The organism is Terriglobales bacterium, from assembly GCA_035764005.1.
Lineage (GTDB): Bacteria > Acidobacteriota > Terriglobia > Terriglobales > Acidobacteriaceae > Gp1-AA112.
The window spans coordinates 34,123-60,299 of sequence record DASTZZ010000019.1 but is presented as its reverse complement, the minus strand read 5'-3'; the positions used below and the strand labels follow the sequence as shown (position 1 = coordinate 60,299).

General features: G+C 55.5%; 29 protein-coding genes. 13 read left to right on the top strand and 16 right to left on the bottom strand.

What is annotated here, in order from left to right; all coding sequences use genetic code 11:
- Positions 1 to 15: 15 nt before the first annotated feature.
- Positions 16 to 957 carry a polysaccharide deacetylase family protein gene (locus VFU50_02590; GenBank protein HEU5231720.1) on the bottom strand — a complete coding sequence of 314 codons (942 nt, stop codon included), beginning with the start codon at positions 955 to 957 and terminating at the stop codon, positions 16 to 18.
- Between the two features lie 40 nt (positions 958 to 997).
- The gene (locus VFU50_02585) at positions 998 to 1,324 is read right to left on the bottom strand and encodes a type II toxin-antitoxin system prevent-host-death family antitoxin (protein HEU5231719.1); all 327 of its coding nucleotides are present in this window, start codon (positions 1,322 to 1,324) and stop codon (positions 998 to 1,000) included.
- A 485-nt stretch (positions 1,325 to 1,809) separates the two neighbouring features.
- Between VFU50_02585 and VFU50_02580 the strand changes: the two genes are divergently transcribed.
- Positions 1,810 to 2,010: a hypothetical protein gene (locus VFU50_02580; protein HEU5231718.1), complete on the top strand. Its 201-nt coding sequence runs from the start codon at positions 1,810 to 1,812 to the stop codon at positions 2,008 to 2,010.
- Between the two features lie 122 nt (positions 2,011 to 2,132).
- Here the strand turns inward: VFU50_02580 and VFU50_02575 are convergent, their stop codons facing one another.
- The 3 genes from VFU50_02575 to VFU50_02565 all read right to left on the bottom strand — a co-directional run bounded on the left by VFU50_02575 (position 2,133) and on the right by VFU50_02565 (position 3,266).
- Complete coding sequence (locus VFU50_02575; GenBank protein HEU5231717.1) at positions 2,133 to 2,447, bottom strand: GIY-YIG nuclease family protein; 315 nt, start codon at positions 2,445 to 2,447, stop codon at positions 2,133 to 2,135.
- A 251-nt stretch (positions 2,448 to 2,698) separates the two neighbouring features.
- Complete coding sequence (locus tag VFU50_02570) at positions 2,699 to 3,097, bottom strand: hypothetical protein (GenBank protein HEU5231716.1); 399 nt, start codon at positions 3,095 to 3,097, stop codon at positions 2,699 to 2,701.
- Complete coding sequence (locus VFU50_02565) at positions 3,063 to 3,266, bottom strand: hypothetical protein (protein HEU5231715.1); 204 nt, start codon at positions 3,264 to 3,266, stop codon at positions 3,063 to 3,065. The genes VFU50_02570 and VFU50_02565 overlap by 35 nt, the downstream gene beginning before the upstream one ends.
- A gap of 182 nt (positions 3,267 to 3,448) precedes the next feature.
- Between VFU50_02565 and VFU50_02560 the strand changes: the two genes are divergently transcribed.
- Together VFU50_02560 and VFU50_02555 are read left to right on the top strand one after the other, a co-directional pair.
- Positions 3,449 to 4,891 carry a M28 family metallopeptidase gene (locus VFU50_02560; protein ID HEU5231714.1) on the top strand — a complete coding sequence of 481 codons (1,443 nt, stop codon included), beginning with the start codon at positions 3,449 to 3,451 and terminating at the stop codon, positions 4,889 to 4,891.
- 28 nt (positions 4,892 to 4,919) lie between these two features.
- The gene (locus VFU50_02555) at positions 4,920 to 5,714 is read left to right on the top strand and encodes a rhomboid family intramembrane serine protease (GenBank protein ID HEU5231713.1); all 795 of its coding nucleotides are present in this window, start codon (positions 4,920 to 4,922) and stop codon (positions 5,712 to 5,714) included.
- 192 nt (positions 5,715 to 5,906) lie between these two features.
- Here VFU50_02555 and VFU50_02550 read toward each other — a convergent pair whose 3' ends face one another.
- Positions 5,907 to 6,365: a hypothetical protein gene (locus tag VFU50_02550; GenBank protein ID HEU5231712.1), complete on the bottom strand. Its 459-nt coding sequence runs from the start codon at positions 6,363 to 6,365 to the stop codon at positions 5,907 to 5,909.
- A 203-nt stretch (positions 6,366 to 6,568) separates the two neighbouring features.
- Here VFU50_02550 and VFU50_02545 point away from each other — a divergent pair, with 203 nt between their 5' ends.
- From VFU50_02545 to VFU50_02520, 6 genes are all read left to right on the top strand, one after another.
- Complete coding sequence (locus tag VFU50_02545) at positions 6,569 to 7,534, top strand: cysteine synthase family protein (protein ID HEU5231711.1); 966 nt, start codon at positions 6,569 to 6,571, stop codon at positions 7,532 to 7,534.
- Positions 7,535 to 7,697: 163 nt separating this feature from the next.
- Positions 7,698 to 8,150, top strand: coding sequence for a M67 family metallopeptidase (locus tag VFU50_02540; protein ID HEU5231710.1), 453 nt, complete (start codon positions 7,698 to 7,700; stop codon positions 8,148 to 8,150).
- 121 nt (positions 8,151 to 8,271) lie between these two features.
- A complete protein-coding gene (locus VFU50_02535; protein HEU5231709.1) occupies positions 8,272 to 8,556 on the top strand; it encodes a ubiquitin-like small modifier protein 1 in 285 nt (94 codons plus the stop codon).
- A 107-nt stretch (positions 8,557 to 8,663) separates the two neighbouring features.
- A complete protein-coding gene (gene moeB, locus VFU50_02530) occupies positions 8,664 to 9,827 on the top strand; it encodes a molybdopterin-synthase adenylyltransferase MoeB (protein ID HEU5231708.1) in 1,164 nt (387 codons plus the stop codon).
- 115 nt (positions 9,828 to 9,942) lie between these two features.
- Positions 9,943 to 10,686: a DUF2461 domain-containing protein gene (locus VFU50_02525; GenBank protein HEU5231707.1), complete on the top strand. Its 744-nt coding sequence runs from the start codon at positions 9,943 to 9,945 to the stop codon at positions 10,684 to 10,686.
- Positions 10,687 to 10,878: 192 nt separating this feature from the next.
- Positions 10,879 to 11,049, top strand: coding sequence for a hypothetical protein (locus tag VFU50_02520; GenBank protein ID HEU5231706.1), 171 nt, complete (start codon positions 10,879 to 10,881; stop codon positions 11,047 to 11,049).
- Between the two features lie 100 nt (positions 11,050 to 11,149).
- Here VFU50_02520 and VFU50_02515 read toward each other — a convergent pair whose 3' ends face one another.
- Both VFU50_02515 and dinB read right to left on the bottom strand, forming a co-directional pair.
- On the bottom strand, positions 11,150 to 13,093 hold the full coding sequence (locus VFU50_02515) for an ABC-F family ATP-binding cassette domain-containing protein (GenBank protein ID HEU5231705.1): 1,944 nt from the start codon (positions 13,091 to 13,093) through the stop codon (positions 11,150 to 11,152).
- A 105-nt stretch (positions 13,094 to 13,198) separates the two neighbouring features.
- Positions 13,199 to 14,446 carry a DNA polymerase IV gene (dinB, locus tag VFU50_02510; protein HEU5231704.1) on the bottom strand — a complete coding sequence of 416 codons (1,248 nt, stop codon included), beginning with the start codon at positions 14,444 to 14,446 and terminating at the stop codon, positions 13,199 to 13,201.
- 285 nt (positions 14,447 to 14,731) lie between these two features.
- Here dinB and VFU50_02505 point away from each other — a divergent pair, with 285 nt between their 5' ends.
- Complete coding sequence (locus VFU50_02505) at positions 14,732 to 16,048, top strand: ABC transporter permease (protein ID HEU5231703.1); 1,317 nt, start codon at positions 14,732 to 14,734, stop codon at positions 16,046 to 16,048.
- A 286-nt stretch (positions 16,049 to 16,334) separates the two neighbouring features.
- Here VFU50_02505 and VFU50_02500 read toward each other — a convergent pair whose 3' ends face one another.
- The 3 genes from VFU50_02500 to VFU50_02490 all read right to left on the bottom strand — a co-directional run bounded on the left by VFU50_02500 (position 16,335) and on the right by VFU50_02490 (position 18,623).
- Positions 16,335 to 17,495 carry an MFS transporter gene (locus VFU50_02500; protein ID HEU5231702.1) on the bottom strand — a complete coding sequence of 387 codons (1,161 nt, stop codon included), beginning with the start codon at positions 17,493 to 17,495 and terminating at the stop codon, positions 16,335 to 16,337.
- Between the two features lie 241 nt (positions 17,496 to 17,736).
- Positions 17,737 to 18,207: an SRPBCC domain-containing protein gene (locus tag VFU50_02495; GenBank protein ID HEU5231701.1), complete on the bottom strand. Its 471-nt coding sequence runs from the start codon at positions 18,205 to 18,207 to the stop codon at positions 17,737 to 17,739.
- Entirely contained in the window at positions 18,204 to 18,623 is a 420-nt protein-coding gene (locus VFU50_02490) for a metalloregulator ArsR/SmtB family transcription factor (protein ID HEU5231700.1), read from the bottom strand. The genes VFU50_02495 and VFU50_02490 overlap by 4 nt, the downstream gene beginning before the upstream one ends.
- A gap of 296 nt (positions 18,624 to 18,919) precedes the next feature.
- Here VFU50_02490 and VFU50_02485 point away from each other — a divergent pair, with 296 nt between their 5' ends.
- The gene (locus tag VFU50_02485; GenBank protein HEU5231699.1) at positions 18,920 to 19,102 is read left to right on the top strand and encodes a hypothetical protein; all 183 of its coding nucleotides are present in this window, start codon (positions 18,920 to 18,922) and stop codon (positions 19,100 to 19,102) included.
- 11 nt (positions 19,103 to 19,113) lie between these two features.
- Here the strand turns inward: VFU50_02485 and VFU50_02480 are convergent, their stop codons facing one another.
- The 3 genes from VFU50_02480 to VFU50_02470 form a co-directional block, all read right to left on the bottom strand.
- Complete coding sequence (locus tag VFU50_02480) at positions 19,114 to 20,148, bottom strand: aldo/keto reductase (GenBank protein HEU5231698.1); 1,035 nt, start codon at positions 20,146 to 20,148, stop codon at positions 19,114 to 19,116.
- Between the two features lie 212 nt (positions 20,149 to 20,360).
- The gene (gene araA / locus VFU50_02475; GenBank protein ID HEU5231697.1) at positions 20,361 to 21,860 is read right to left on the bottom strand and encodes an L-arabinose isomerase; all 1,500 of its coding nucleotides are present in this window, start codon (positions 21,858 to 21,860) and stop codon (positions 20,361 to 20,363) included.
- 384 nt (positions 21,861 to 22,244) lie between these two features.
- On the bottom strand, positions 22,245 to 23,084 hold the full coding sequence (locus VFU50_02470; protein HEU5231696.1) for a hypothetical protein: 840 nt from the start codon (positions 23,082 to 23,084) through the stop codon (positions 22,245 to 22,247).
- Positions 23,085 to 23,219: 135 nt separating this feature from the next.
- On the opposite strand from VFU50_02470, the gene VFU50_02465 reads away from it, so the two are divergent.
- Entirely contained in the window at positions 23,220 to 24,848 is a 1,629-nt protein-coding gene (locus tag VFU50_02465) for a glycosyltransferase (protein HEU5231695.1), read from the top strand.
- Positions 24,849 to 24,856: 8 nt separating this feature from the next.
- Here the strand turns inward: VFU50_02465 and VFU50_02460 are convergent, their stop codons facing one another.
- Positions 24,857 to 25,141 (bottom strand): type II toxin-antitoxin system RelE/ParE family toxin, encoded by a 285-nt coding sequence (locus VFU50_02460; GenBank protein HEU5231694.1) that lies wholly within the window; start codon positions 25,139 to 25,141, stop codon positions 24,857 to 24,859.
- Positions 25,132 to 25,443, bottom strand: a complete 312-nt coding sequence (locus tag VFU50_02455; protein ID HEU5231693.1) for a hypothetical protein — start codon at positions 25,441 to 25,443, stop codon at positions 25,132 to 25,134. The genes VFU50_02460 and VFU50_02455 overlap by 10 nt, the downstream gene beginning before the upstream one ends.
- 475 nt (positions 25,444 to 25,918) lie before the next feature.
- On the opposite strand from VFU50_02455, the gene VFU50_02450 reads away from it, so the two are divergent.
- Positions 25,919 to 26,110 (top strand): hypothetical protein, encoded by a 192-nt coding sequence (locus VFU50_02450; protein HEU5231692.1) that lies wholly within the window; start codon positions 25,919 to 25,921, stop codon positions 26,108 to 26,110.
- Positions 26,111 to 26,177: the final 67 nt, after the last annotated feature.

Here is a 26,177-nt window from a genome sequence, read left to right as displayed (position 1 = left end):
AAGATCTGGTTAGGTTTACCTACAAATCTCTTGCAGACGTTTATACGGCTTTTCCATTGCCGGTGGAAATTTGATCTGCTTCGCCTGCATCCACAACTCCAGCAGTGTTCCACCATACTTTGATCCCACGTCCGGATCACTCTCGTCCGCCGGGTCACTCTCTGCTTCTTCTAACGTGACGGGCTTGAATCCTTTCTTCTCCAGCATGTCGAGTGCATCCGGCAATATCGTGCTGCTGAAAGCGCCGAGGTGAAGCAGCAGAACGTGATTGATATCGTGCCCATACACCAATTGCGCCAGTTGACGATCAAGATCGAGGTATGAGGATTCAACTTGCAAGTAGCTCGAATGCAACCACGCCATCGATTGTGCGTCGTTCTTAGCGACACAGTGTGCGTAGGCGCTGTTCCAGAGATAGTCTTCCCAGTCGAGCGTCACCTGCGCCACTCGGTATCCATGCGCGTGAAGATAAGCGCGAACGGCGCGCCGCTTCTCGACAGTGTCTCCTTCCCGCAGGAATGGATAGCGGAGCCAACGCCAGTTCGCGCCAGGTCTTCCGAGCAGTTCCAGAACCGGTTCGTTCTCGGCAATTTCCTGCTCGAAGCTTTCAACGGGATTCGCGTTTAGATCCAGATGTCGATAGGTGTGATTTCCAAACGGCTCGGAGGCAGCCCACATCTTCAAAGCGTTTGAAGCATCCTCATTGCCTTCCAGCTTCTTGCCATTGATGAATCCATACGCCGGAGGAAGGCGCCGAGCCTTCAGAATTGCGATCGTATCGCGCGCAATTTGAACTCGGGTGACTCCCGGCGGCAGATCGCCGTTCAGAGGCAGGTCATCGAATGTGATCGCAACCTTCTGAGCGAAACAGGGGATAATGCAAAGAAAGAAGAAGATCACTGCAAATTTCATCTGCGCCTTTCGAATCTCGCCGATTGCGCCGAACAACTGGATCAATACAATTTCACAAATACAATTTGGATCGAGCAAGAAGCGCTCATAGGTCGATATCGCGCACTCCGCCTTTGGGGCGTTCGAGCTTCAGTTCAATGCCAACCAGCGGTGATTCCCGAAAAAACTCGACTAGATTCTTTCGTTGATGAGAACGGCCCACGAGCTGCTCATACTGCTCGTCCGAAATCATCACTACACCCTCTTTTCCCCGCAGCGTGATACGTTGCGGTCCAGCAGTTCGCGCCAAGTGAAATATCTCGCTAAATTGCGCTTTGGCAGTCTGAATCTGCCATGCTTTTTCGGGACTCTTTTGGAAGCTCGATTTAGAAAAAGGATCTCGAGTCCTTCGCTTTTTAGCAGTTTTCGTCATCGACCTCCGCACCTTTCTTACCGGGTAGTCAGACTAGAGCATTTTTGTTGTTAGTGTAGACATACGTGGACTGGTATGTCTCCACATTCCGAGTCCCGCGTTTTGTGGGGGACGAATGAAAATAGCCCACCATGCAGCGAAGCAGAATGGTGGGTAACGATGGTTACAAGTCCGAGTCCGGCTTCTAGCCGGACGAATGAGACTTTTGGGTTAATCTCATTCCCGCCTCGGAACCGAGATTCTCAATCGTCCGGCTGAAAGCCGGACTCGATCCCGTTCTGTCATTTCACCCGCCATTCCGCTTCGCTGCATGGCGGGCTACTTCCATGCGTCCCGCCGATTGGCGGGACTTCGTCTAACAACTTGAGCTATGAGGTTGAGTTTCACTGCAACGATGTCTGTGGACTGCCCGCGTCACCTCCGTTGCAACTTCGCCGTCCGCAAGAAGCTTGCATCGCTTGTTGAGTAGCATGATCTAACGCCCTATGACTAAGGTTCAACTTATCGAAGAAGAGATCAAGAAGCTCTCGCCGGAAGAGCTCGGGCAGCTCCGTGAGTGGTTCCTGGAACGAGACGCCGAACAATGGGACAAAGAGCTGGATGCGGATGCGGCGTCAGGAAAGTTGGAAAAACTCTTCGAGAAATCTCTGGCGGATCATCGGGCCGGCAAGAGTCGCGAGATTTGACGCACTTCGCGCCTTGAATTCTGGCTATCGTGCACTACTCTCATTGAATTGAACCTACACACTCAAGAACTGTCATCCTGAGGCCCTCCTTTGGTCGAAGGATCTCCCGTAATCTTTCGGACTTAATTGCCGTCAACAAGGCTCTTCGGCTTAGAACCGTCGATGGAGAGTTTGATTCGGCGGGCGCTGGCTTCATCTGCCTCTTTCATCGATTGCCGCGGGACCAGATGCTCCCGTTCCCAGGTCTCGCTCAAATCCTGCCACCGCGGATTCATGGATTCGATCAATGCGATCTTCTTCTTTCGAGTGATGCCCTTCAGTTGTTTCTCACGTCCGATAGCCGCCTGGATGTAGTCATAGCGTTCGTAATAGACGAGCCGGTGGCACCGATATTTTTTGGAGAAGCCTTCGAATGTGCCTGCTTTGTGCTCGCGCACGCGCGTTTGAAGTCGCTGGTTACGCCGATGTAGAGCACACCGGAGAGGCTCGCCATGATGTACACGGAATAGAGGTGCTCTCGCATTCGGCGGAGCATTGTACTCTGCATGCTGGAGGAGCCTTACCGGCGGCGATTAAGAATGAAACATCGCGGGAGATCCTTCGGCCAAAAGAGGGCCTTCAGGATGACAGGTGGGTGGAGCGCAATCTTGAGGATGACAGATTTACTGCGCGTGAAATGCCCTGACACCTATTTCAAGTGCAGCACGAAATCCTTGCGCTCGTCGTTATCTACATGGATGGTGAGTTCGGGTTTGGGTTGGCCTTTGGGAGTTTTTACGTCGGCGGTGATGATGTAATCCGCCTTGCCTGCAGGGACGCGCTGCGCGAATTCGCCTTGATGGTCTGACATCAATTCCCATTTTGGTCTTTTCTGGTCGGCACGGCGGATTTTGATATGGACGCCGTACTCAGGTCGTTGATCCGGTCCATAGACGGTGCCGAAGAGCAGGGCGTAGGGATCGCGGGCATGCTGCCTGGAGTCGGCGCGCACGCATACGGCTACGTTCGCGATTGCGAGAACGAGCGCGAGAGTTCGGACTATGGAACGGCGATCAGTAATCACCGTCTTCGTCTTCCTCGTCTTCATCTTCGTCTTCGTCGTCTTCTTCTTCGTCTTCGACCTTGTTCAGCTCGAGAGGATTGGTGGTGACGACCTCAAAGTCGCTGCCACACTCCGAGCACGAGACTACGTCGCCTTCTTCCATGTCATCTTCTTCGATGTCCAGGTCGGTTTCGCATTCAGGACAGAGAACCATTTCGCTTGCCTCCGGGAATCACTCCCAAATTATCCCGCCCTTCCGGAGGGCCGGGTGGTGATTATTGCTGTCGTAGTTTTAGAATCTATGGGTTTTCGCAGTCAAGTCAACGCGTCTGCCGCAAGGAGCCTGCACTCAAGGTGCTTATAACATCCCGTTCTCTCGCGCTCGTTCTCCCTCTGATGTTTTGCTCTTTCACCAGCGTTGCTCAGGAAAATCCGCAGCGCACGCCGCCTCCGAAGCCGGTGGCTGTTGTGGAGGTCAACCCACAACCTACGAAGCTCGATCCGCAGATAGTGGCGGCGCTGAAAGAGATTTCTCCTGAGCACATCCGCGCCATCGACGAGAAGCTGGTTTCTTTCAAGAACCGCAACACGCTGTCCTCGAACGATCAGGAGATGATCTCGCAGGGGCTCGGCGTGACGGCTGCGGCCAAGTGGATTCAGGAGCAGTTCGAGAGTTATTCGAAAGCATGTGGTGGATGTCTGGAGGTGAAGACCGATTCCTTCACTCAGCCCGTGGGTCCGCGCGTGCCTACGCCGACTCCGCTGACGAATGTTTACGCAATTCTGCGCGGCACCGATCAAGAGAACGCGAAACGGATTTACCTTGTCACCGGACATTATGATTCCCGCAACACCGACGTTTTGAACACGAAAGATCCTGCGCCTGGAGCTAATGACGATGCCAGCGGCACCTCGGTGAGCATTGAATGCGCGCGCGTGCTGAGCAAACACAAGTTCCCCGCGACCATTATTTTTCTGACCGTCGCCGGTGAAGAGCAGGGCCTTGACGGGTCGAAGCACTTCGCGCAGATGGCACATGAACAAGGATGGGACATTCAGGGAGCGCTGAACAACGATATCGTCGGCGGCAACACTACGCCTGGCGACACGCTCCAGCGCAAGGACACCGTGCGCATCTTCTCGGAAGGCGTTCCCGCGACGCTCAAGCCTGAGGAACTGAATCGCTTTCGCAACCTCGGACTGGAGAACGATTCGACTTCTCGCGAGTTGGCTCGCTATGTGCGGACTACGTCGAAAGAGTACCTGCCGAAATTTCAACCAACGCTCATCTTTCGTCGCGATCGCTTCCTGCGTGGCGGCGATCACACGTCGTTCAACGAAGAAGGATTCGCTGCCGTGCGCGTGACCGAGTACCGCGAGGACTTCCATCATCAGCATCAAAATCTACGCACCGAAGATGGAATCGAGTACGGCGATCTGGTGAAGTTCGTCGATTTCAACTATGTCGCGAATGTGGCGCGAACGAATGCAGCAACGCTGGCTTCACTGGCGTCGGCTCCGGCTCCGCCGGCGAATGTGCACATCGAGACGCGCGGGCTCACAAACGACACGACACTCACGTGGGAAGCCTCGCCGGGCGGCCTGGCTACTGGATATCAGGTGCTGTGGCGCGATGGCGATCAGCCGTATTGGCAACATGCGATGAGCGTGCCTGCAAGCAGCACGACAATCACACTGCCGATCTCGAAAGACAACGTCTTTTTCGCTTTGCGCGCGATTGACGCAAAAGGGCACATCAGTTTGGCGGTTGTGCCCACTCCGAGCGGTAGAATCGGAATACCGGGCAGAAGTCAGGCGCCGTCTTCGTCCGGAATGTGAGCTTATGCCTCGTAATACGTCTTTTGAAATGGGTCTGCCTCCCTTTCGCGGCGCCGTAAAGCAGATCATCCTTGCCAGCACCGCGATCTACATCGTGCTGCTGCTCCTTCTCTCGTTTGCGCCGAACATCGGCAATTTGGTCTTCGCGTTGGGAGTGCTGCAGCCGCAGCGCATTCACGAGGGTTGGCTCTGGCAGTTCGTGACCTATGCGTTCATGTATCAGGATCCGCTGGATTTCGTACTGTCGCTGGTGGGTATTTACTTCATCGGCGGCGCAGTCGAAGACCAGATTGGCTGGGGAAGGTTCTATGGTCTCTTCTTCGGCAGCCTCGTCTTTGCCGGAGTTGTTGGTTATGGGCTCTCATTGACCGGCGTGATCGCACAGGGGCCGGCAATGGGCTCAGGGGCTGCTGCAGACGCGATCCTGATGGTCTTCTACCTCTTCAATCGCAACGCGCCAATCATGCTGTTTCCGATTCCAATCCAGATTCCGGTGAAGTGGATTGTGGTTGGAATCGCCGCGCTTGAAACTGCGTATCTGCTGCTCTCGCACTTTGCTTTGCAGTTCTGCGTGATCCTGCTCGGTTTGCTCGGGGGTTACGTGTGGTTTGCGATATTTGCGCGCAGGCGGGTTTCGCCAGGAATTTCAGAGCGACTCTACGGAATGCGCAACGCGTACTATCGCTGGAAGCGTCGCCGTGCGGCGAAAAAGTTTCAGGTGTATATGCGCAAGCACGACCGCAACGTGTATTTCGACGAGTACGGCAATTACAAGCCGCCGGACGATAAGCGCGATGATGGACGCGGCGGGTGGGTGAACTAGAGCGATGGTAGGCACGTAGTTTTCGGTGTCCACGGCGACCACCAAGTCCACTGTGTCCACTGAGTTTGTAGTGGACTCAGTGGACTTGGTGGACGGAGTGGACGCCGCCCGAGGAGTGATATGCGTATTAAAAGCGAAATCCGGCCGAGGGCCGGATTCTTGTTTTTGAGCCTATTGCCTAGTGCCTGCCGCCTATTGCTTACTGCCCTTCTTCTTTTCCCACGGCCTTGCCGGACGCACCGAGCTCGGCTCGTCGCGGTCTTCCACGCGGTCATACATGTAGCGGTCGCTCACTGTTCCCAGGCTCTCATTGTAGAGGCTGATCGAGCCGGTGGCTTCCTTCAGCTCCTCGGAGAAGTTGTGGATAGCCTTAAGGTGGTCGGCCGAGGCCGGAATCTCTGTTTTTGTGGTCTTGAGGAACTTCTGGTACCCTTTGTCCACGAGGCGTGCTATTTCGCCGCCGATGAGGTATCCGGGCTTGGCAAACAGACGGATGCCGCCTTCATCGTCGCGCTGGATGGCTGCTGAGACCCCGTATTTCTTCAGGAATACACGATTTGAAACGCCAGGTGCATCCAGAACATCGAATTGGTGATCTCGTAACCAAGCGAGCGCCTGGTCGTATGTCACGGATTCAACTTTGGTCGCCATCGATCTCGTTATCGCTCCCTGCTCCTGCTCATCTCAACCCCGCGAGCTACGGGAGCTCGGGGTTCCGGCTGCTGTGTTGTTGTTGTAGATAGCCCATTCAGCCGGGTTCGTTGTCCGCCGCTTCACATTCCTAAATACGTTCAGCAACGGTAAGCGGCTACTTTCGCACACGAGAGAGGATCAGAGCAAATTACGTGAGTGCCATTACTTCACAATTCAGTGCCAGGACAGCTCGCCAACTGCTTGGGAACACACAACTTGAGCGTGTCGGAAATACTCCGCTGTTGCGCCTCGGGCGAATCGCGGACGGGCTGCGCGGAGTTCAGATTCTGGGGAAGGCGGAGTGGGTGAACCCGGGCGGATCGGTGAAGGACCGTCCGGCGTTCAACATCGTGCGCGACGCGGAGCGGAACGGGCAGCTTCGTCCGGGGAAGACGCTGCTGGATGCCACCAGTGGCAATACGGGAATCGCTTACGCGATGATTGGCGCGGCTAAAGGGTTTCCGGTGAAGCTATGCATGCCTTCCAACGTCTCGCTGGAACGGAAGCGGATTTTGAAGGCTTATGGGGCCGAGATCGTTTTTACCGATCCGAATGATGGCTCCGATGGGGCGATCCGCAAAGCGCGCGAGTTGGCTGCCGCTGAGCCGGAGAGATACTTCTACGCCGATCAATACTCGAACGAGGCCAACTGGCGGGCGCACTACAATTCCACCGCAAACGAAATCTGGAACCAGACTGACGGCCGGATTACGCACTTTGTCGCCACGCTCGGAACCAGCGGAACATTTGTGGGCTGCACGCGGAGATTGCGCGAGCTGAATCCGGATATCAAATGCATTTCGCTCCAGCCGGATTCGCCATTCCATGGCCTTGAGGGGCTCAAGCACATGGCGACGGCGATCGTCCCCAGGATTTACGATCCGTCACTGGCGGATGAAGATCATGGAATTTCCACCGAGGCGGCCTATGCGATGCTCAAGCGGCTCGCACGCGAGGAAGGTTTGCTGGTGGGGATTTCATCAGGTGCGGCGGTGGTTGGAGCGGTGGAATTAGCTCGACATTTAGAGAAGAGCGGCTGGATTGAGGAAAACGGCGAGGCCGTGATTGTGACGATCCTGTGCGACTCGGCGGATAAGTATTTGAGTGATCGATTGTGGGAGGAATGACTTTAACGCTCTGTCATTCCGAACGGCCGGGTTTTTTGGCCGGAGGAATCCCTAGGGACTTCTAACAGGTTTGCATGTGCCAGATTGAGATTTTCGAAGTCGATAGGGATTCCTCACCGCCAAAAGTCGGCGGTTCGGAATGACAAGGCTTACTAGCAAAACGATGCTGAAGATCAACCAACACGACTACACCGCGATTCGCCAGCATGGCGAGCAAACCTACCCGCACGAATGCTGCGGAGTGCTCCTCGGGCGCTCGGGCGAGGATTCGCGGACGGTTGAGCAAACCGTTCGATGCGGTAACACGCGTTCCGACTCGCCACACAACCGCTATCACATTGCCCCGCAAGAGCTGGTGCGCATTCAGCGGCAGGCGCGCGAAGCAGGACTGGAGATCGTCGGCTTCTATCATTCGCACCCCGACCATCCGGCGCGCTGGTCGCAAACCGATCTCGCAGAGGCCCATTGGATCGGCTGTTCGTATGTGATCACAAGTGTCGAAAAGGGAACGGCAAAAATTACGAATTCATTCCTGCTGGCAGGTGCGGACGAAGAGAACAAGCATTTTGAAGACGAGCCGGTAAACGTAGACGGTTTGGCTCGTGCAGCAGGATGAAGCGGGTTTACGAGTTAGGACATCAAACAGGAGCTTGAAATTTCGCGATTGCGTGATTTCGTGATTCGGTTTTTTCAAATCACGAAATCGCGAAATCAGAAAATCGCGAAATTGTTTTGATATGAAAATCTTCATACCTACACCACTCCGGCAGTATGCAGGTAAACAGGATGCAGTTGAAGTTCATGCATCCACAGTGAACGATGCGTTATCAAAACTCACCAGCACGCATCCTGATTTGAAACGGCATCTTTACACGGATGACGGCAAGCTGCGCGCATTCGTAAACGTCTATTTGAACGATGAAGACGTGCGCTATCTCGCGACGAAAGAGCAGACGCCGGTGAAAGACGGAGATCAGTTGTCGATCATTCCCTCGATCGCAGGCGGAAGCGAAATCGGCTGATATTAAGTCAGTACCGTCTGCGGTAGCAGATGGGTCAGCGGGCGACTCCCCCATTCGGTACCGCGGACGGTACTGACGCATTCAGTCGACGATCACAAGGCGAATTTATGGCTACATCCACACTCCTCTCTAACGCGCTCAGCAAAGACGAAATTCTCCGCTATTCGCGGCATCTCATTATGCCCGAAGTGGGACTCGAAGGTCAGCAAAAGCTGAAAGCCGCGCGCGTGCTCTGCATTGGTACCGGCGGGCTTGGCTCGCCTCTCGCGATGTATCTTGCCGCCGCTGGAATCGGTACGCTCGGCCTCGTCGATTTCGACGTGGTGGACTTTACGAATCTGCAGCGGCAGATCATCCACTCGACTTCTGATGTTGGCCGCAAGAAGCTCGACTCGGCTGCCGACAAGATCGAGGCGATCAATCCCTACGTCGAAGTCGTTCGCTATGAAACGCGGCTCAGCAGCGATAACGCGCTGCGCATCTTCGAAGACTTCGACATCGTCGTCGATGGCACCGACAATTTTCCGACACGCTACCTCGTGAACGATGCCTGCGTGCTCAGCGGCAAGCCGAACGTCTACGGATCGATCTTCCGCTTCGAAGGCCAGGCGAGCGTGTTCGGGTTGAAAGACGGCCCGTGCTATCGCTGCTTGTATCCCGAACCGCCGCCACCAGGCCTCGTGCCATCGTGCGCCGAAGGCGGAGTGCTTGGAATTCTGCCAGGACTCGTTGGCATCATTCAGGCGACCGAAACGATCAAGCTGATCCTCGGCAAAGGTGATCCGCTCGTTGGACGTCTGCTGCTGGTCGATGCGCTCGGCATGCGCTTCCGCGAATTGAAGCTGCGCAAGAATCCGGAGTGCCCGATTTGCGGTCCGAATCGTACAATCACAGAGCTGATTGATTATCAGGAGTTCTGTGGTATCCGCGGAGAAGAAGCGCCAGTGACCGTCAACGTGCCCGAGATTCAACCCGAAGAGCTGAAGCAGCGACTCGATGCCGGAGAGGACATCTTTGTCCTCGACGTACGCGAGCCGCACGAATATCAGATTTGCAACCTGAATGGATATTTGATTCCGCTCGGCGATCTGCCCAAGCGCATGAACGAACTCGACTCCAGCCGAGAGATCGTCGCGCACTGCCGCTCCGGCGTGCGCAGTGGCAAGGCGGTCGATTTCCTGAGGCAGGCGGGGTTCAAGAAAGTGCGTAATCTCGCAGGAGGCATTCTGGCGTGGGCCGATCGGGTTGACCCGCGAATGCCGAAATACTGAGGAACGGCGAACACGAAGGTCACGGAGGCAACTGAGGAGGTCACGAAAAATTCTTTGTGACCTCTTTTGTTGTCCCTTGTGACCTTCGTGTTCGCTCTTCTGGCAAACTTAAATTATGTCAACTGCATTGCAAGCCGTCCTGACCGCCAGACGCTTTCCCGGCTTTTCGCCTGAGGCTATCAGCTTCCTTCGCGGTCTCGAGCGCAACAACAAGCGGGAATGGTTCCAGCCCCGCAAGCACATCTACGAGGAGCAAGTTCGCACTCCGCTTGAAGCGCTGGTGAATGCGATCAATTCCGAACTGGCTGATTTCGCTCCGCGCTATGTGACTCCGATTAAGAAGGCTGTCTTCCGCATTTACCGCGACACGCGCTTCTCGAAAGATAAGCGGCCGTACAAGACCCACATTGCCGCGACCTTTTACCTGCAAAGTATGTGTAAGGCTGCCGGGCCTTGTTTCTATTTTCACTTCACTCCCAAAGAGCTGCTGATCTTCGCCGGCGTGTATATGCCCGAGCGCGACGAGCTGTTGAAAATCCGCAGCTTGCTCGCGGAACGCCACGAAGAATTTCGCACGCTTGTGCGCGGTCGAGCGCTGCGAAATGCCTTCGGAGAATTGCAAGGCGAGAAGCTCTCGCGTATCCCGAAGGGCTTTGACAAAGAGCATCCGGCAGAAGATCTGATTCGCGGAAAGCAATGGTTCTTCGAGCACACCATAGACGGATCAGTCATAAACACTGCGCGAATGTTGCCGGAAATCGTGAGCCACTTCCGAGCAGCAGCTCCGTTTGTCGAATTTCTCGCTCAGCCTTTCGTGCAGCAAACCCGCCCGCGCAAGCTGCCGTTCATGGCGTTTTGAAAAGCGGCAATAGGCAATCGGCAATAAGCAGCAGACAGCGGGCCTGTTCGATCTAGCGGCTGCTTTTTCGCCTATTGCCTATGGCCATGCCTATTGCTAGCTTCCTTTTCAATTACTTGCACCCCTACTTAAAATTCTTATCTCTGGCCAGCCTTTCCCTGCGACCCGCCTTCTAATCGTACAAAGATCGTTATGCTCTTCACATTTCCAGCCACGGCCTTCGATGCCACGAGCCTGCTCGCCGGCTTCTCACATTTGGGAACCGCGGTTACGGTTAGCATTTTCGTGGTATGCGCTGTTCTGGCCACGCGCTGCAAGGGGCGCTGCCGCGAAGACGCAATCTTTCGTTTGCACGTGATGTAAAGGCCGCAATAGGCAATAAGCAATAGGCGCTCAGTCTTTGGTTTCGTTGTCCGTGACCTTGCTTTTGAACCTTTGTGACCTTCGCGTTCGCTCTTCTCTGTCACCCTTCGATAGCCGAAGAAATCTCCGCCCACTCTTTCATCAGCGATTCCAAATCGTGGCGCCGGGTTTCGAGTAGCTGCGTTAGTCGAGCGGTTTCTTGCGCACTCACAAATGTTTGTAGCGCCTGCTCGCATTCCGCAATTCCTGTTTCGAGCTTCGTGATTTCTTCCTCGATCTCGCCCACTCGCTCTTTCATCTGACGCAGCTTGATCGGGTTCATTCGTCCCTGCTTAGGCTCTGAGGCAGGCTGGGCAGAATCGCCGTTGTTCGTGATCGCCGGTTCAGGAGTGCTGGTCGTCGGAGCGGCTTCAGTCACACCGGCTGCGATCCGCGAGGCTCCGCCTTGCTTGCGCCAGAGATAATCTTCGTAATTCCCTGGGAACACCTCGACTTTGCCATTCCCGACTTCGAAGATTCGAGTTGCGAGCTTGTCAATGAAATAGCGATCGTGCGAAACGAATACAACCGTTCCGCTGAAGTCCTGGAGCGCATTTAAGAGAACGTCTTTTGCGCGCAGGTCCAGATGGTTCGTCGGTTCGTCGAGCAGGAGGAAGTTCGAGGGATGCAGCAGCATTCGCGCGAGAGCGTAGCGATTGCGTTCTCCGCCGGAGAGGACGCCGAGCTGCTTGAAGACCTCATCATCTGAAAACAGAAAACAACCCAGCAGGTTCCGCAGTTCCGTTGTGGTTGCGCGCGGCGCGACTTCTTCGAGGTCGTCCAACATGCGGCGCTCGGGATCAAGAACCTTGTATTGATCTTGCGCGAAGTAATCCGGCTGCGCGTTGTGTCCGAGAGCGTACTCGCCTGCCGTAAGCGGTTCATCATTTGCCAGCATGCGGATGAGCGTCGATTTTCCCGCACCATTCAGGCCTACCAGCGCAACCCGGTCTCCACGCTCAATCATGAAGTTCACATCGCGGAAGACTTCTTTCTCGCCGTAGCTTTTAACCACATTTTTGAATTCGGCAACGATGCGCCCGCTCGGCTTGGGCTGAGGAAAGCGAAAGTGGATCGTCTTTTCTTCCGGAGGAACTTCGATGCGCTCCATGCGTTCGAGTTCCTTGATGCGGCTCTGTACCTGCTTGGCTTTCGTCGCCTGATAACGAAATCGATTGATGAATGCCTCAAGCTGCTCGATCTTTTCGCGTTGATTGCGGTAGGAGGATTCAAGCTGCGTCTTGCGCTCTTCGCGCTGTGCCAGATACTTCTCGTAGTTCCCGGAATAGAACTGCACGCGCTTGTTCCAGATTTCGATTGTCTTCTTAACGGTCACATCGAGGAAGTAGCGGTCGTGAGAAATCAGGACGAAGGCATTCGGATAATTCGCGAGATATTCTTCCAGCCAGTTGCGGGTTTCGAGATCGAGATGATTCGTGGGCTCATCGAGCAGGAGAAGATTCGGTTTTTGCAGCAACAGCTTGGCGAGTGCGATACGCATCTGCCATCCGCCCGAGAACTCTTCTGTCGCTCGGTGCCAATCATCCTTGCGGAATCCGAGTCCGGCGAGAACGGTTCCAACCTGAGCCTCGAGTGCGTAACCATCGCGTGCGCGAAAGTGGGCTTCGAGCGAGTGAAAGCGCTCGGCGACTTGCGCGTAGTCCGCGCCAGCATGATCCAGTTCCGACATTTGTGCTGTGAGCTGCTCAAGCTCGTGCTCCATGCTCTGCAATTCAGCGAATACAGACATGCACTCAGCGAAAACAGTCCGCCCGCTTAGGGAAAGCCCGTCCTGTGGCAGATATCCGGCGCTGATGCCTTTCGTGCGGACAATCGTTCCGTAATCGAGGGTCTCGATTCCGGCAAGCACTTTCAGCAACGTGGATTTTCCAGTCCCGTTCGCTCCGACAACTCCGACGCGGTCGTTCGGCGTGATCAGCCAATCGAGACCTTCAAAGAGCAGCTTGTGGCCGTAGCGCTTCCCCGCGCCGGAAAGTTGAATCATGGGACTACATCAATTTTCGCAGAACCGAGGGAAAGGCGAACACGAAGGTCACGAAGGGAACACAAGAGGCCACAAAGAAATCTTCGTGACCTCTCTCAGTCGAGCTTAGTGACCTTCGTGTTCGCCGTTCTGTTTTTTGTTCTTTCCAGGTACGCCCGCGGGATTTTCGTGCGTGCGTTCGCGGATGTTTGCCTTCAGCGCGCTGCCGAGGTGGACGGCCGCGTCTCCGAATTTATCGCGCAGTCGATCGGCCGCTGAAAGGGCTTTATTCCAACGATCGGGAGTCGCGAAATCGAAGGACAGCGATGCTGGAGTGCTGTCGAAGCCTGAAACATGCACTCCTAACAGACGCACTTTGGCTCCAGGCTTCCAGTTGTCGTGAAAGAGCTTGCGAATATTCGTGAGGATTACGTGATCGCTGCTCGTGGGCTCTGGTACTGAATGCGCGCGCGTGATCGTCGTGAAGTCGGAATAGCGCAGTTTGAGTTGAATAGTGCGCGCTTCGAATTGCTGTTCTCGTAGGCGCCGGCAGACCATTTCGGTCAATCGAGCGAGCGTGGTTTCGAGGATTTGCAGGTTCGCGGTGTCCTCGCCATACGTGTGCTCGTGGCTGATTGATTTTGCCGTGCTCTCGCCGATTTCTTCGTCGAACCATCCGCCTGCGTCTTCGCCGCGAGCTTTGCCCACCATCGCGGCGCCGTATGCGCCGAAGTGATGATCGAGATCTTCGCGTGCGGTGAGATCGGCAAAAGTGCGAATGCCGAGTTCATGTAAACGCGCTTCTGAGACTTTGCCGATTCCCGGCATCTTGCGCACCGGCAGATCGGCAAAGAGCCGGGCCTCGTGTCCGGGCCAGACGAAGAGCACGCCGTTCGGCTTCGCCAAGTCAGAGGCAATTTTGGCAACAACTCGCGCAGTGCCAATTCCGATCGAGCAGTTCAGATTCAGCTCGCTTTTGATTTGCTGATGCAGAACGTCCGCCGACCTCAATGGCGGACCGAGCAGTCGCGCGGTGCCGGTCATATCAAGATAAGCTTCGTCTACAGAGGCCATTTCCACTTTGGGAGAGAAGCGGCAGAGGATCGTGTGCACCTTACCTGAATACTCGCGATAAAGATGAGGATGTCCGTCAAGATAGATGCCATCAGGACAGAGCTTCGCCGCAGTACGCAGCGGCATAGCAGAATGCACGCCGAATTTGCGAGCAGCGTAAGAAGCCGCTGCTACAACGCCGCGCTGATCCTTGGCTCCGCCTACGATGACGGGTTTACCCTTGAGCGATGGATCGAGCAGCTCTTCGACCGAGACGAAGAAGGCGTCCATGTCGAGGTGGAAGATGATGCGCTGATCCATAGGGGCAAAAGGCGTTTCGGGTTTCAGGTTTCAAGTTTCGGCAAAAGCCAGTCTTCCGGCTGGATGACGCTCCTTTGCCTTGTCATATGTCGCGGCGAAACCGTGTTCGCATTCTATCTTGGTGTAAGCGTCCGGCTTTGCCGAAACTTGAAACTCGAAACCCGAAACGCCTTTCTCTCCGTGAAGCTTCTCAGTCATCCCTGTCATCCAATCCAGAAGCAACTTCTCGTCTCAACCCGGTTTAGGATGGGACTGAAGGAGTTGTTGTCTTTCGCAAGCCCCTGAATGTCCCCTGAAGAGCTGCAACTCGAAGAGCAGAAGGCGGCTGAGCATCATCAGAGCACGATGGAGCGCATCCGCTCGTTCGAGCAGACGCTGGAGAGCGCGACCAAGACGATGGTCTTCGGAGAGATCGCCAAGCTGGCGGTCGATTCCTTCCGCTCCAGCAAAGTTCGCTTCGCGCTCACCGCGCTCGGCATGGTGATCGGCACCGCCTCGCTGATTCTGGTCGTGACCATCGGCCTTACCGGAAAGCAGTACATCCTGAATCAAATTCAGGCGATCGGCGCCAACATGATCTACGCTTATTACGAAGGCGGCAGCAACTCTTCTTTCAGCACAGTTCAGAAAGACGAGCTCACGGAAGATGACGAACGCGCCGTTCGCAACGAAGTTCCAGACATCATTGCGTCCTCTCCGATGATCGAACTGCACGATCGAATTTCCGTGGGGGAGGGAAGAGAGCGCGACCTGCTGGTACTTGGCGTTTCGGCGGAATACGAGACAGTGCGTAATCTGCTGATTCCTTCTGGTAGATTCTTTGACTCCGAAGAATCGCAGACGCGCACCAAAGTTGCCTGCGTCACTGTCCAGCTTGCACGGCGACTCTACGGCAATGAAGATTCTGCGGTGGGACAGACCATTAAGATCAGCAATCTACCGTTCACGATTATTGGAACGTTTAAAGAACGCGTAGAGACATTTGGTCAATCCGAAATTGCAGAAGACACCATTCTCATTCCGTACACCGTAGCCAAGTACTTCACCGGAACCGACGCGGTGAAGCAACTGTTCTTCTCGATGGCTGATGCCAGCGAAGTAGATCGAGCGACTCAGGAAATCCACCGAGTTCTGCAATCGCGCCATCGTGCGCAATCGGTGTATCACGTCGAAAACCTGCAACAATTGCTTTCTGTGGCTGCGCAGACCGCAAACGCTTTGACGGTCGTGCTGTTGCTGATTGCTACGGTCACACTGGTTGTAAGCGGCGTGGGAATTATGAACATCATGCTCGCGAATGTGCGCTCGCGCATTCGCGAGATTGGCATTCGCAAAGCAGTCGGTGCTACCCGTCAGGAGATTCGACTGCAGTTCCTCACCGAAGCAGTATTCATCTCTCTCACCGGTGGGCTGCTGGGGACTATCATCGGGCTCTGCGTGCCTCTTTCGGTCCGCTTCTTTAGCGAATACAGAATCCCCATTTCGGGACTCTCGGCAATCATCGCCATCCTTGTGGCCTCGGGCGTGGGCATTATCTTCGGTACGGTACCGGCCACCCGCGCAGCGCAGATGGACACGGTTGAGGCATTAAGGTACGAGTAACGGCCTGCCATCGGGTCAAGTGAAAATCCAAACCAGACGCGGATTGCGCGGATGGGACGCGGATGAACGCGGAAGGCTACTTTCCCAAAATCTAAGAAAAGAATCCTGCGTTGATCCGCGGCGAAGCATCCGCGGAGTCCGCGTCGTGTTTTGATTTCTTCACCCGATGACCCCGGCCTCTGTGCTGTTTTGTTTCGCGCGTCCTTGCCTGCGGTGCATTGGCATCAGTCTCTGTAATCGCATCGATCACACAAGCATTCAGGTGAGCATGCCAGAGGCATGGCTGCTAGCGCGCTTTGGCCTGTGCTGCAACTGCTTTCGGCCTGGCTGCGCGATCGAACATCACCATCACGCTCATTAGCAATAACGCAAATGCCGGTACGAGCAGTCCGGAATGGAGTGACCCGGCGCGTGTGGAGACTTCCCCGGTCAGGGCCGGCAGAGTGGCAGCTCCAATCCCTGAAAGCGAGAAAGTCCACTTCGATTTTGGCGAATCGTGCATGAGGGCCAGAATCCTCGCCATGCAAAGAGGGAAGATCGGCCCAAGCATGAGCCCGGTACACGTCGCGCTGAACACCGTTACGAGAGGTGTTCGCAACAGCAGAAACATAAGGACACTCAGGAAGGCGCCCAGAATAGAGGCGGTAAGCAGCTGCAGCTCATCCGTGCGGCGCAGTAGCCACGGGGACACTGTGCGTCCACACAAAAGCGCCAGCCAGAAGCACGAGGTCGCAAGCGGAGCCAGAAGAGTATTCGAGACCGCAAGACGATGAACGTAGCTCATCAACCACCCGCCCACGGAGGTCTCACTTCCGACGTACAGAAACGCTATCAGGGCAAAAATTGCCACCCGCTTCCATTCGATCTCGCTCAGACGGCTCTCATGATCCGGTTCCGCATCGACGGCAGCTCGGTGTCGGCCGAAGACCGGGATTAGCGTGACGATGATCGCGGCTCCCAATACCGGATAGAAGTACTCAGGCGAAAATCGCCTGACCCAGATGGACGCAAGCGGGGCCGAGATCACCGCGCCGAAGCACCACCAGGCGTTGAGAACAGAAAGCACGGCGCCGCGACGAGCCGGAAACACTTTGCCCATCCACATGCTGGTGGACGTCATGGCGAGCCCAAGACCGAGGCCAAAGGTAAAAAACAGGAGCATCCGCGCCTGACCGCGCACGAATGCAATCGAGAGAGCGCTGATCACCAGCAGCAGATAACCGCGCAGGGCGCTTCGAAAAAAGCGTGAGCCGACCAGCAGAGCGCCCAGGGCCGATCCACAGAACTGGGCGGCAAAGAGAAATCCTGCGCGGCGGTCATCGAGCCGGCAATTCACGCTCAGCGTCGGGAGTAAGGAACCGAGAAGCGTCGTCCCGACGCCAGTAAGGCTAAAGGCCAACTGCATCGGCAAGACGCTGCGCGGACTGATTTGTGCCTCAGTAAACATCGATACTGCTGCCGCCGAGCTCGCGTCGCGTATCTGCTTAGTGATGCGCGTCGCTCTTCTTGCTCGACTTCGCTTCCCGGGTAGACTCTAGCGCAATCAATCAACTTCGACGGTTCTTACCGCGACTTTAGCACGAGATTGCCCTAGCCAGACGCAAGCCCAGCATCCCCTGTGTGAGCGCAGCCCCCGAATTCAAGGCGAGGTATTTCGCGGGACCCGAAACATGAAAATCACCAACGCACTATCGCGGACGGTTCGGTTCTAAATAGCTCTGCAGCCAATGCAGCATTCGGGGCCAGCCTTGATACGCGCGGGCGATCTCTGGGTGAGCGGCCAAGCCACTGTGGCGGAGTCTGACTAACGTTCCATTTTGGATCGGGATGAGCTCCCAGCGGACCGTGGTTTTGGCGGTGCCCGTCCAGCTCGCTACCCAGGAATACGACACAACACGCGGCGGATCGAGTTCCAGGAATTCGCCGCTTACCTCGAAGTTCCCATTACCGGTGATGCCGGAGCTGCGCCATTTGCCTCCGACACGCAGGTCGGCTTCAAAGTTCGTACAGCGGTAGACCTGTCCGGCTCCTTCTCCTCCCCACCATTGCGGAACCTGCGCCGGGTCGATCAAGGCTTGGAAGACGCGCTCGGGCGAAGCGGCGATCTCGATTTCTGCGGTAACGGCATCTTGCTGGGCACGTTCGGAGCTGGATGTCATCGGCGGGTTCCCCTGTGGTTCTGCGGACGTTCGTTGCGCTGCGCATTTGTGTCGCGTGCAGTACTCGTGCCCTGTGCTTTGGATTTGTTCTCCGCTTCGACGAACGTCCTGAGACCTGCGAGGCTCGATTTCCAAAACGTTCGATATTCGTTAAGCCACGAGTCAACCGACGCGAGCGGAGCGGCGTTCAGCCCGTAGTAGCGGTGGCGTCCTCTGCGCTCTCCTGTAACGAGATGCGCACGACCGAGCAGCTGCAGGTGTTTGGAAATCGCTGGGCGCGAAATGGGAAAAGCCCGCGCGATCTGGCCGGCCGGTTGGCTGCCAGAGCGAAGCAAGTCAAGCACGGCGCGTCGCGTGGGATCGGCCAGTGCCTGGAAAACAGCGTCCCGCGAATCTGTAACCGAACGGATACGCATAATGCGTAACTATATGGCTACACGTTGTGGAGGTCAAGCTGGATGTCTAGGCGGATCGCTGGCCTTCTATGCTTCTGAGCGATTTGAGCTAAAGGAGGATCCAGCTCACCGCTACCGGCTAACTGCGCACAGGCCGACAAAAAATGTCATCGGCAAAAAACACTCTACTTGCGGCCGATTAGGGAAAAACTCCACAGTATCGAGCTGGGGAGAGAGACGTGGTCCAACATTTTCAGCAGCTTAGGTTGGCTGTGTACTTGCCCTACCATGAGCATCCTCCCCCGAGGAGAATCCCCGTGTTCGAAGGCAGCGAAGGAGCTTGGCAGGTAGTGCTTGAGGTTCTCACAGAAGAGGAGAGCCATGTCGGGGCCAGCATTGATCGGCCCGGCGCGAATTGGAGCCTTGCCATGATGGAGCGATGGTTTGCGCATCGCCCGGAGCTGGAGACGTACGCCTGGCGCATCCAAGGCGCAGTTTAGGAAGCCGCCGATCAAGCAGCAAAGGCGGCGAGCGGATTTCGTTCGACGAACTGCACCTGATGCCAGTATGGATAAATCGGCACCCGATAGCTTGCTGCGTTTAACCGTTCGACTTGTTCCGTGCTCAGGTTCCATCCGACTGCAGCCAGGTTCTGGCGGAGTTGTTCTTCGTTGCGTGCGCCGATGATCACGTTCGCCACAGTCGGGCGCTGCAGCAGCCAGTTCAGCGCGATCTGGGGAACGGTCTTTCCGGTTTCGCGCGCGATGTCGTCGAGCACGTCGACAACTTTGTAGAGATATTCGTCGTCGACTGGAGGTCCTTGTTCGGCGGTTGAGTGCAGGCGGCTGACTTTGGGCAGCGGCTGGTTGCGGCGGATTTTGCCGGTGAGGCGTCCCCAGCCGAGCGGACTCCACACGATGGTTCCTATCCTTTGATCGATGGCGAGCGGCAGGAGCTCCCATTCGTACTCGCGTCCGATGAGCGAATAATAAGCCTGATGAGCGACATAGCGCGGCCATCCATATCTCTCGGCAATGGCTAGCGATTTCATCAGATGCCATCCGGAAAAGTTGGAACAGGCGATGTAGCGCACTTTGCCGGACTGCACCAGAGTATTCAGCGTCTGGAGCGTTTCTTCAATCGGAGTCGTGAGGTCGAAGCCGTGGAGGTGGTAGACGTCGATGTAATCGGTGCCGAGTCGGCGCAGGCTGGCTTCGCAGGCTTGAATCAGGTGATAGCGCGAAGAACCGAGGTCGTTGGGACCTTCTCCCATGCGGAAGCTCGCTTTGGTGGAAATCAGCACTGAACCGCGGCGGCCAGCGACCGCCTTGCCGAGAATCTCTTCCGACGCACCGTGGGAGTAAATGTCTGCAGTGTCGAAGAAGTTCACTCCGGCTTCGAGACAGATGTCCACCAATCGCGTGGCCTCTTTCACGTCGGTGCTGCCCCAGGCTTTGAAAAATTCGCCGCGCCCACCAAAGGTTCCGGTGCCAAAGCTGAGAACCGGAACCTTCAAACCAGAATTGCCGAGCTGTCTGAATTCCATGGCGCAGTAGATGCCCTCCCTTTCAGAGCCGATTCACATGAATTCTATTCGAGAGACCTGTTGTGAGCGCTGGAGCTTGTCCGTGCAAGCGTTTTAGAAGATTAGTGAGGCATCGACTGCGGATGACTGTAAACAGACCGTCGGAATATTCCGATTTGGTACGCGATGAAGAGTCCGAAGGCGAGGCTGATCCATCCAGAAGCCAAAAGCTGTTAGCGCCGCATCACGCCGTAGTACATGTCATTCCAACGTATTTCGTTTTCGAATGAACGCACCGTCGTGCCGCTGTCGATTAACAAGAACTCAATGTCGGCCATGGCGGCGAAGTCTTCCAAATGCTGCGACGTCAGAGCATGGCTGAAACCGGTGTGATGTGCACCCCCAGCCAGGATCCATGCTGCCGCGCCGACTTTGAGGTTCGGCCTGGGAATCCAGACCGCGCGGGCCACAGGCAGCTTGGGCAATGGATGTTCGGGAGCGATCGTATCGACTTCGTTGACGATCATGCGAAAGCGGTCGCCCATGTCCACAATGGAGGCGTTTACCGCCGGTCCGGCCTGGGCGTTGAAGACGAGTCGCACGGGATCGGCCTTGCCGCCGATGCCGAGAGGATGAATTTCCATCGAAGGCCGGTCGGCCGCAATCGACAGGCAAATTTCGAGCATATGGGCGCCGAGAACCTTGCCCCCATTGCCAAAATCGTAGGTGTAGTCCTCCATGAAGGAAGTCCCGCCTTTGAGCCCGGCACTCATAACTTTCATAGCGCGGACCAGCGCGGCGGTCTTCCAGTCGCCCTCCGCGCCGAAGCCGTATCCGTCCGCCATGAGGCGTTGCACGGCAATACCTGGAAGCTGCGCGAGCCCGTGCAGGTCTTCAAAGGTATCCGTGAAGGCTTTGAAATCTCCCTCCTCGAGGAAATTTCGCAGGCTCAGCTCAATGCGCGCAGCTTCGCGAAGTGAGGCGCGTTTTTCGCCGCGGATGCGAAGCGGCTCGGCAACGGTATAGGACTGTTCGTAGGTGGAAATTAGCTTATCGATGTCCGAGTCCGAGACTTTGCCGAACCGATCGACGAGGTCACCCACTCCGTATCCGTTCACCGAGTATCCGAAGCGCATCTGCGCTTCTACTTTGTCACCTTCGGTGACAGCGACCTTCCGCATGTTGTCGCCGAAACGGGCGACTTTAAGGCGCTGAGTGTCGTGCCATGCACTGGCAGCCCTCAGCCAAGTCGCCAGTTCGGTGGCAACCTCCTGATCCCGCCAAAAGCCAACAATCACCTTTCGCCGCTTGCGCGCTCGGCTGCCCAGGAACCCGAACTCGCGATCACCATGCGCTGACTGATTCAGGTTCATAAAATCCATGTCGATCGTAGACCACGGCAAGTCGCGGTTGAATTGCGTGTGGAGGTGGGCGAATGGCCGTTGCAGCGCTTTCAATCCGGAAATCCACATCTTGGCTGGCGAAAACGTGTGCATCCACGTGATCAGCCCGATACAGTTGGGCGTGTTGTTCGCCTCAAGACAAAGTTGATAAATCGATTCCGGTGTCGTGAGCACCGGCTTGAAAACAACCTTCACTGGAATTGAGGGCGATTGCGAAAGATATTGCGCGATCTGCTGAGAATGCGCAGCGACTTGCTTCAGGGTTTCTTCCCCATAGAGGTGCTGACTTCCAGTAACGAACCAGGCTTCCAGCTTCTTAAGATCGATCATTCGGTCGAAGGCACTCCGTCTTCTTCAAAGAGTATTCAACACCTCAGAGAGGCCGGGCTAATCTAGGCGTCTGAATCCTTGTAAGAACCTCATTTTTCCTAAAACCGAACTAGCCGGGGTTTTAAAGCAGAAAACTTGTCGAGCGCTCGTGAGTGCGCCTAGTCAGGCACGGTTTGCCGGTTTTGTGAAAACGTTTTCTGCGACAGGCTAGTCTGCAGGTCGCGGTTCGTCAAGAACGCCGTTGCGCTAATCTGCGTTGTCTGAAGGCGGGATCATCAAATTCCGTGCTGCAAAAGAGCGACATCCGAGCGAAACGCATGCCGGTGTTTCCAGAGGAATGAGGCGAGCAGCGTTGATTGCGGCTAATGGCGGATCAGACCGAAATCAGTACAGACTCGATTTTTCGTAATGAACGATGGAATCCACGTGTGTCTTCTCGAAATCGCTGTTCTGCAATGAGACGGTAATTTCGCGGTTGATAAAGAAGACTGCATGCAGGTGGAACTCGGTTCCGAATGAGACTGGGAACCAGACTCCGTCTGGTTGTCGCTTGTAAGTTACGCTGAAGCCTACATCCGGTAAGTCTGTGCCTAGACTTGTGCGAATCCAAAATGGAACGCGACGAGCGAGTTTGGTGAAGACAGTTACTGGTTGGAATTCCTCGGCATCGATTAGAGCCTCGCCCTTCCATACTGTGTCGCCTTTCTCCTTGGGACGGAAGGCAATGCGGTATGTTTTGCGTCCGTTTGTGCTTTCCTCGCCCATGAGTCTGAAAACATACTTTTCCTGCTCTTTCGACCTGAGCGGAAACAGGTTGGTGGCAATTCCGTCTTTGGTGCGGCTTTCATTGGCCAGATCATTGCGAAGATCGCTCACCAGGTCACCGTCCAAGCCATCATAGTCGGCGGTTTGTTCGCCCGAGTAATCGACGTACCTGTCTTTCTGCCAGTACTTGCCACTTAACGCCGTGAGTTTCTTGGTCGACCCTCCAGCGTTAGGCACGACCAGATAATCGGCCGCTTCATCCCGCATCAGCTTGCCGTTGCTTTTGTGGCTGGTGACGCGAATGTGTTGTCGATACACGTAGGTACGCCGAAGCGCGTCTGATCGGTCCTGATTGGTGCCGACTTGCTGCATGATCTGGTGGGCGGTAAGAGGTGGATTGGTCTGTGCGCCCAGAGAACCACTGGCGAAGGCAGCAAAGAACAGAACAAAGCGAAACATGGCGAATCTCCTCAGAGAAATACGGACATGAAGACGCCGGCGAATGCAGGAAATTAGCATTAGACCCGCGACGGCTGCACGCAAGTTGGAGGACAAGCCATTCAGCTACAATGTCTTGGTTGGATTCCTGTCTGAATGCCCGCTTTCCTTCCTGCTTTGTTGAGCTTTGCCGTGCTGGCGCCGCATAGCCTCGCGCACTATTTCAAGACTCATTTTGGCGATACGACGTTCAAGGGCCTGTATGTCCCAAACGCTTTTGACCTTGCGTTGTTAATCCCTTATTTCGTCGTTCTCATCATCCTCGCCTCGTACGGCATACATCGGTATGTGCTGGTTTACCTCTATTACAAGCACCGCAGGAACCGGGCGGACGAGCCGGACCACCGTTTTTCCGAGCTGCCGCGAGTCACAGTTCAGCTTCCGATTTTCAACGAGCAGTTTGTGATCGATCGATTGGTCGATGCCGTCTGCAAGATGGAGTATCCGCGGGAGAAGCTGGAGATCCAGGTACTCGACGACTCGACTGACGAGACCGTCGAAGTCGCAAATGCGGTGGTGCAGCGCTATGCCGCACTGGGTTATCCGATTTCGTATCATCACCGCACAAACCGGCATGGATTCAAGGCCGGCGCTTTGCAGGATGGAATGAAATCAGCGAAGGGCGAATTTATCGCCATCTTCGACGCCGACTTCGTGCCCCCTCCCGATTGGCTCATGCGTGTGGTGCATCATTTCGCCGATCCCGAAATTGGAATGGTGCAGACGCGATGGACGCACCTGAACCGCGATTATTCATTCCTTACCAACGTCGAAGCCATTCTGCTCGATGGGCACTTCATCCTCGAACACGGTGGCCGCTCCCGCAGCCGGGCCTTCTTCAATTTCAACGGCACGGCAGGCATGTGGCGTCGGCAGGCCATTGAAGACGCCGGCGGGTGGCAGCATGACACGCTTACTGAAGACACCGATCTCTCTTATCGTTCGCAGCTCAAAGGATGGAAATTTAAGTACCTGCAAAATGTCGAGTGTCCTGCCGAACTGCCAATCGAGATGACGGCGTTCAAGACGCAACAGGCGCGCTGGGCCAAGGGACTGATCCAGACCGCCAAGAAAATTCTGCCGGCGGTAATGCGCTCTGACGTTCCATTCCGGATCAAGCTCGAAGCCTGGTACCACTTGACGGCCAACATCAGCTATCCGTTCATGGTCGTGCTCTCGACGTTGCTGTTGCCGGCGATGATCATTCGCTTCTATCAAGGATGGTTCCAGATGCTGCTGATCGATCTGCCGCTGTTTATGGCGTCGACGTTTTCGATCTCGTCGTTTTATCTCGTCTCGCAGAAGGAGTTGTTTCCGAAGCGCTGGCCGAAGACATTCTTGTACCTGCCATTTCTGATGGCGCTGGGTATTGGGTTGACGGTGACGAATACGCGGGCAGTTCTAGAAGCGCTGTTTGGTGTGCAATCGGCGTTCAAGCGCACGCCAAAGTATCGCGTGCAGGCGAAAGGCGAGAAGTCGGTCGCCGCTCGGAAATATCGCAAGAGACTCGGCGTAGTGCCATGGATTGAACTCGCCATCGGCACGTACTTCGCTGCTGCCGTGTACTACGCGATTTCAAACGAGAACTACATTACCGTCCCATTCCTGATCATCTTCGTGATCGGCTATTGGTACACGGGGCTGATGTCACTGCTGCAGGGACGATTCGATCGGCTCACGAGCTTGGGCGAGCCCCACACGAAGCCTTTCCCAGTGGGTGTGTAAGTTCCGCCTCAACGTCTTCGGCGTTGAGCTCCATGGACGATTGTGCTGATGACAATACGCCGCTTCTGAAGGCGGTAAATCAGAATGTATGGCGTATCGGGAACTACCAGCTCGCGCACTCCAGAGTGCGCGCCAGGCCTTCCCAAATGCGGATTCGCCGGCAGCAACTCCGTGATCGCCACTAAGCGTGTTGCCAGTCTGGCGGCAGCTTGAGGCTTGTCCAAGGCAACATAATCCCGAATCTCTTGGAGTCTTCGTCTGGCCAACGCTGACCAGACAACCTCTAGCGGCAAAGTTCCTCGTCGTTATGCTCTTTGCCGCAGGCACACTTCGGTGGAGGCAATTCCTGATCTGTGCCCCAGGAGAGAAGCCACTCCTTCATTGCCTTTTGTGAGACATAGTGTCCCGAAACGACTTGCGCTTCGCCTTGTCGGACTTCGCTGATGAGACGTTCCTGGTCGAGCAGATAAGATTCGACAGCATCGGAAATCAAGAAATTCGCGCTCCTGCCGGATGCCTTCGCCATCTTCGCCAACTTCCGCTTGATCTCAGGTTTGAGTCGCACACTGAGGGTGGCACTTCGTGTGTTCGCCATGAACACATTGTGACATAAAGTCGGCCGCGTAGCGCCATGATCGATGCAGAGACTCTACCTGACGATCCGGCACGGGAACAACGCTCGGATCGCGTGTGCCATCGGGCACGGCCAGTTTCTTTCGGAATCTCGGCAAATCTAACCCGCTGGTGGGACTTGGGGTCCCCGAACAAAACGAGCTTCTCCCGACTTGAATTCCGAGAGCGCCCGTTTTAATTCTGGAACCAACGGCAAAAGGAATTCGAGCTTATTTCTCTTCGCCACGAGTACAACGACGAAGATCGTGAACTTTGAAAGGTTCTGCTGACTCGGTAAATGCCGATTAGTAACGAACGCCTGAAACTCGTTCTGAGCCGAGGTGACCAGAGCACCGTTGAGAAGGGATGTCCAGCCCATTTGTGGTACGGTTCGTACGTCGTGTTCAAGAAGCGATTTTCGTAAACGGCGTGGAACGCATTCATCAAAAAGAATGCGCATGGCTGAAAAAGAGTTCCTTTGCTGCTTCCAAGACCGCCAAAGCGTGGTGGCGCGTTACGGTCGGAAAATCCTCAAGAAAACTAACAAGGGTGTCGCCTTCTTCTATGTAGTCGATCAGCGTCTGAACGGGAACTCGCGTACCCGCGAACACGACCGCTCCGCTCATCACGTCTTTGCACCGAGTTACTAGTGGATTTGGAACCGACATATGCCTTCGTTCCCAATATGCACACGGTCCACATGGAAATGCAAATGGC

Bases quoted from the DNA above. Each gene is read 5' to 3' on its own strand.
- VFU50_02585 (HEU5231719.1), bottom strand. From the start codon at position 1,324: ATGACGAAAACTGCTAAAAAGCGAAGGACTCGAGATCCTTTTTCTAAA.
- VFU50_02580 (HEU5231718.1), top strand. From the start codon at position 1,810: ATGACTAAGGTTCAACTTATCGAAGAAGAGATCAAGAAGCTCTCGCCG.
- VFU50_02570 (HEU5231716.1), bottom strand. From the start codon at position 3,097: ATGAAGACGAGGAAGACGAAGACGGTGATTACTGATCGCCGTTCCATA.
- VFU50_02565 (HEU5231715.1), bottom strand. From the start codon at position 3,266: ATGGTTCTCTGTCCTGAATGCGAAACCGACCTGGACATCGAAGAAGAT.
- VFU50_02560 (HEU5231714.1), top strand. From the start codon at position 3,449: ATGTTTTGCTCTTTCACCAGCGTTGCTCAGGAAAATCCGCAGCGCACG.
- VFU50_02555 (HEU5231713.1), top strand. From the start codon at position 4,920: ATGGGTCTGCCTCCCTTTCGCGGCGCCGTAAAGCAGATCATCCTTGCC.
- VFU50_02550 (HEU5231712.1), bottom strand. From the start codon at position 6,365: ATGGCGACCAAAGTTGAATCCGTGACATACGACCAGGCGCTCGCTTGG.
- VFU50_02540 (HEU5231710.1), top strand. From the start codon at position 7,698: ATGCTGAAGATCAACCAACACGACTACACCGCGATTCGCCAGCATGGC.
- VFU50_02535 (HEU5231709.1), top strand. From the start codon at position 8,272: ATGAAAATCTTCATACCTACACCACTCCGGCAGTATGCAGGTAAACAG.
- moeB (HEU5231708.1), top strand. From the start codon at position 8,664: ATGGCTACATCCACACTCCTCTCTAACGCGCTCAGCAAAGACGAAATT.
- VFU50_02525 (HEU5231707.1), top strand. From the start codon at position 9,943: ATGTCAACTGCATTGCAAGCCGTCCTGACCGCCAGACGCTTTCCCGGC.
- VFU50_02520 (HEU5231706.1), top strand. From the start codon at position 10,879: ATGCTCTTCACATTTCCAGCCACGGCCTTCGATGCCACGAGCCTGCTC.
- VFU50_02515 (HEU5231705.1), bottom strand. From the start codon at position 13,093: ATGATTCAACTTTCCGGCGCGGGGAAGCGCTACGGCCACAAGCTGCTC.
- dinB (HEU5231704.1), bottom strand. From the start codon at position 14,446: ATGGATCAGCGCATCATCTTCCACCTCGACATGGACGCCTTCTTCGTC.
- VFU50_02505 (HEU5231703.1), top strand. From the start codon at position 14,732: ATGTCCCCTGAAGAGCTGCAACTCGAAGAGCAGAAGGCGGCTGAGCAT.
- VFU50_02500 (HEU5231702.1), bottom strand. From the start codon at position 17,495: ATGTTTACTGAGGCACAAATCAGTCCGCGCAGCGTCTTGCCGATGCAG.
- VFU50_02495 (HEU5231701.1), bottom strand. From the start codon at position 18,207: ATGACATCCAGCTCCGAACGTGCCCAGCAAGATGCCGTTACCGCAGAA.
- VFU50_02490 (HEU5231700.1), bottom strand. From the start codon at position 18,623: ATGCGTATCCGTTCGGTTACAGATTCGCGGGACGCTGTTTTCCAGGCA.
- VFU50_02480 (HEU5231698.1), bottom strand. From the start codon at position 20,148: ATGGAATTCAGACAGCTCGGCAATTCTGGTTTGAAGGTTCCGGTTCTC.
- araA (HEU5231697.1), bottom strand. From the start codon at position 21,860: ATGATCGATCTTAAGAAGCTGGAAGCCTGGTTCGTTACTGGAAGTCAG.
- VFU50_02470 (HEU5231696.1), bottom strand. From the start codon at position 23,084: ATGTTTCGCTTTGTTCTGTTCTTTGCTGCCTTCGCCAGTGGTTCTCTG.
- VFU50_02465 (HEU5231695.1), top strand. From the start codon at position 23,220: ATGCCCGCTTTCCTTCCTGCTTTGTTGAGCTTTGCCGTGCTGGCGCCG.
- VFU50_02455 (HEU5231693.1), bottom strand. From the start codon at position 25,443: ATGGCGAACACACGAAGTGCCACCCTCAGTGTGCGACTCAAACCTGAG.
- VFU50_02450 (HEU5231692.1), top strand. From the start codon at position 25,919: ATGGCTGAAAAAGAGTTCCTTTGCTGCTTCCAAGACCGCCAAAGCGTG.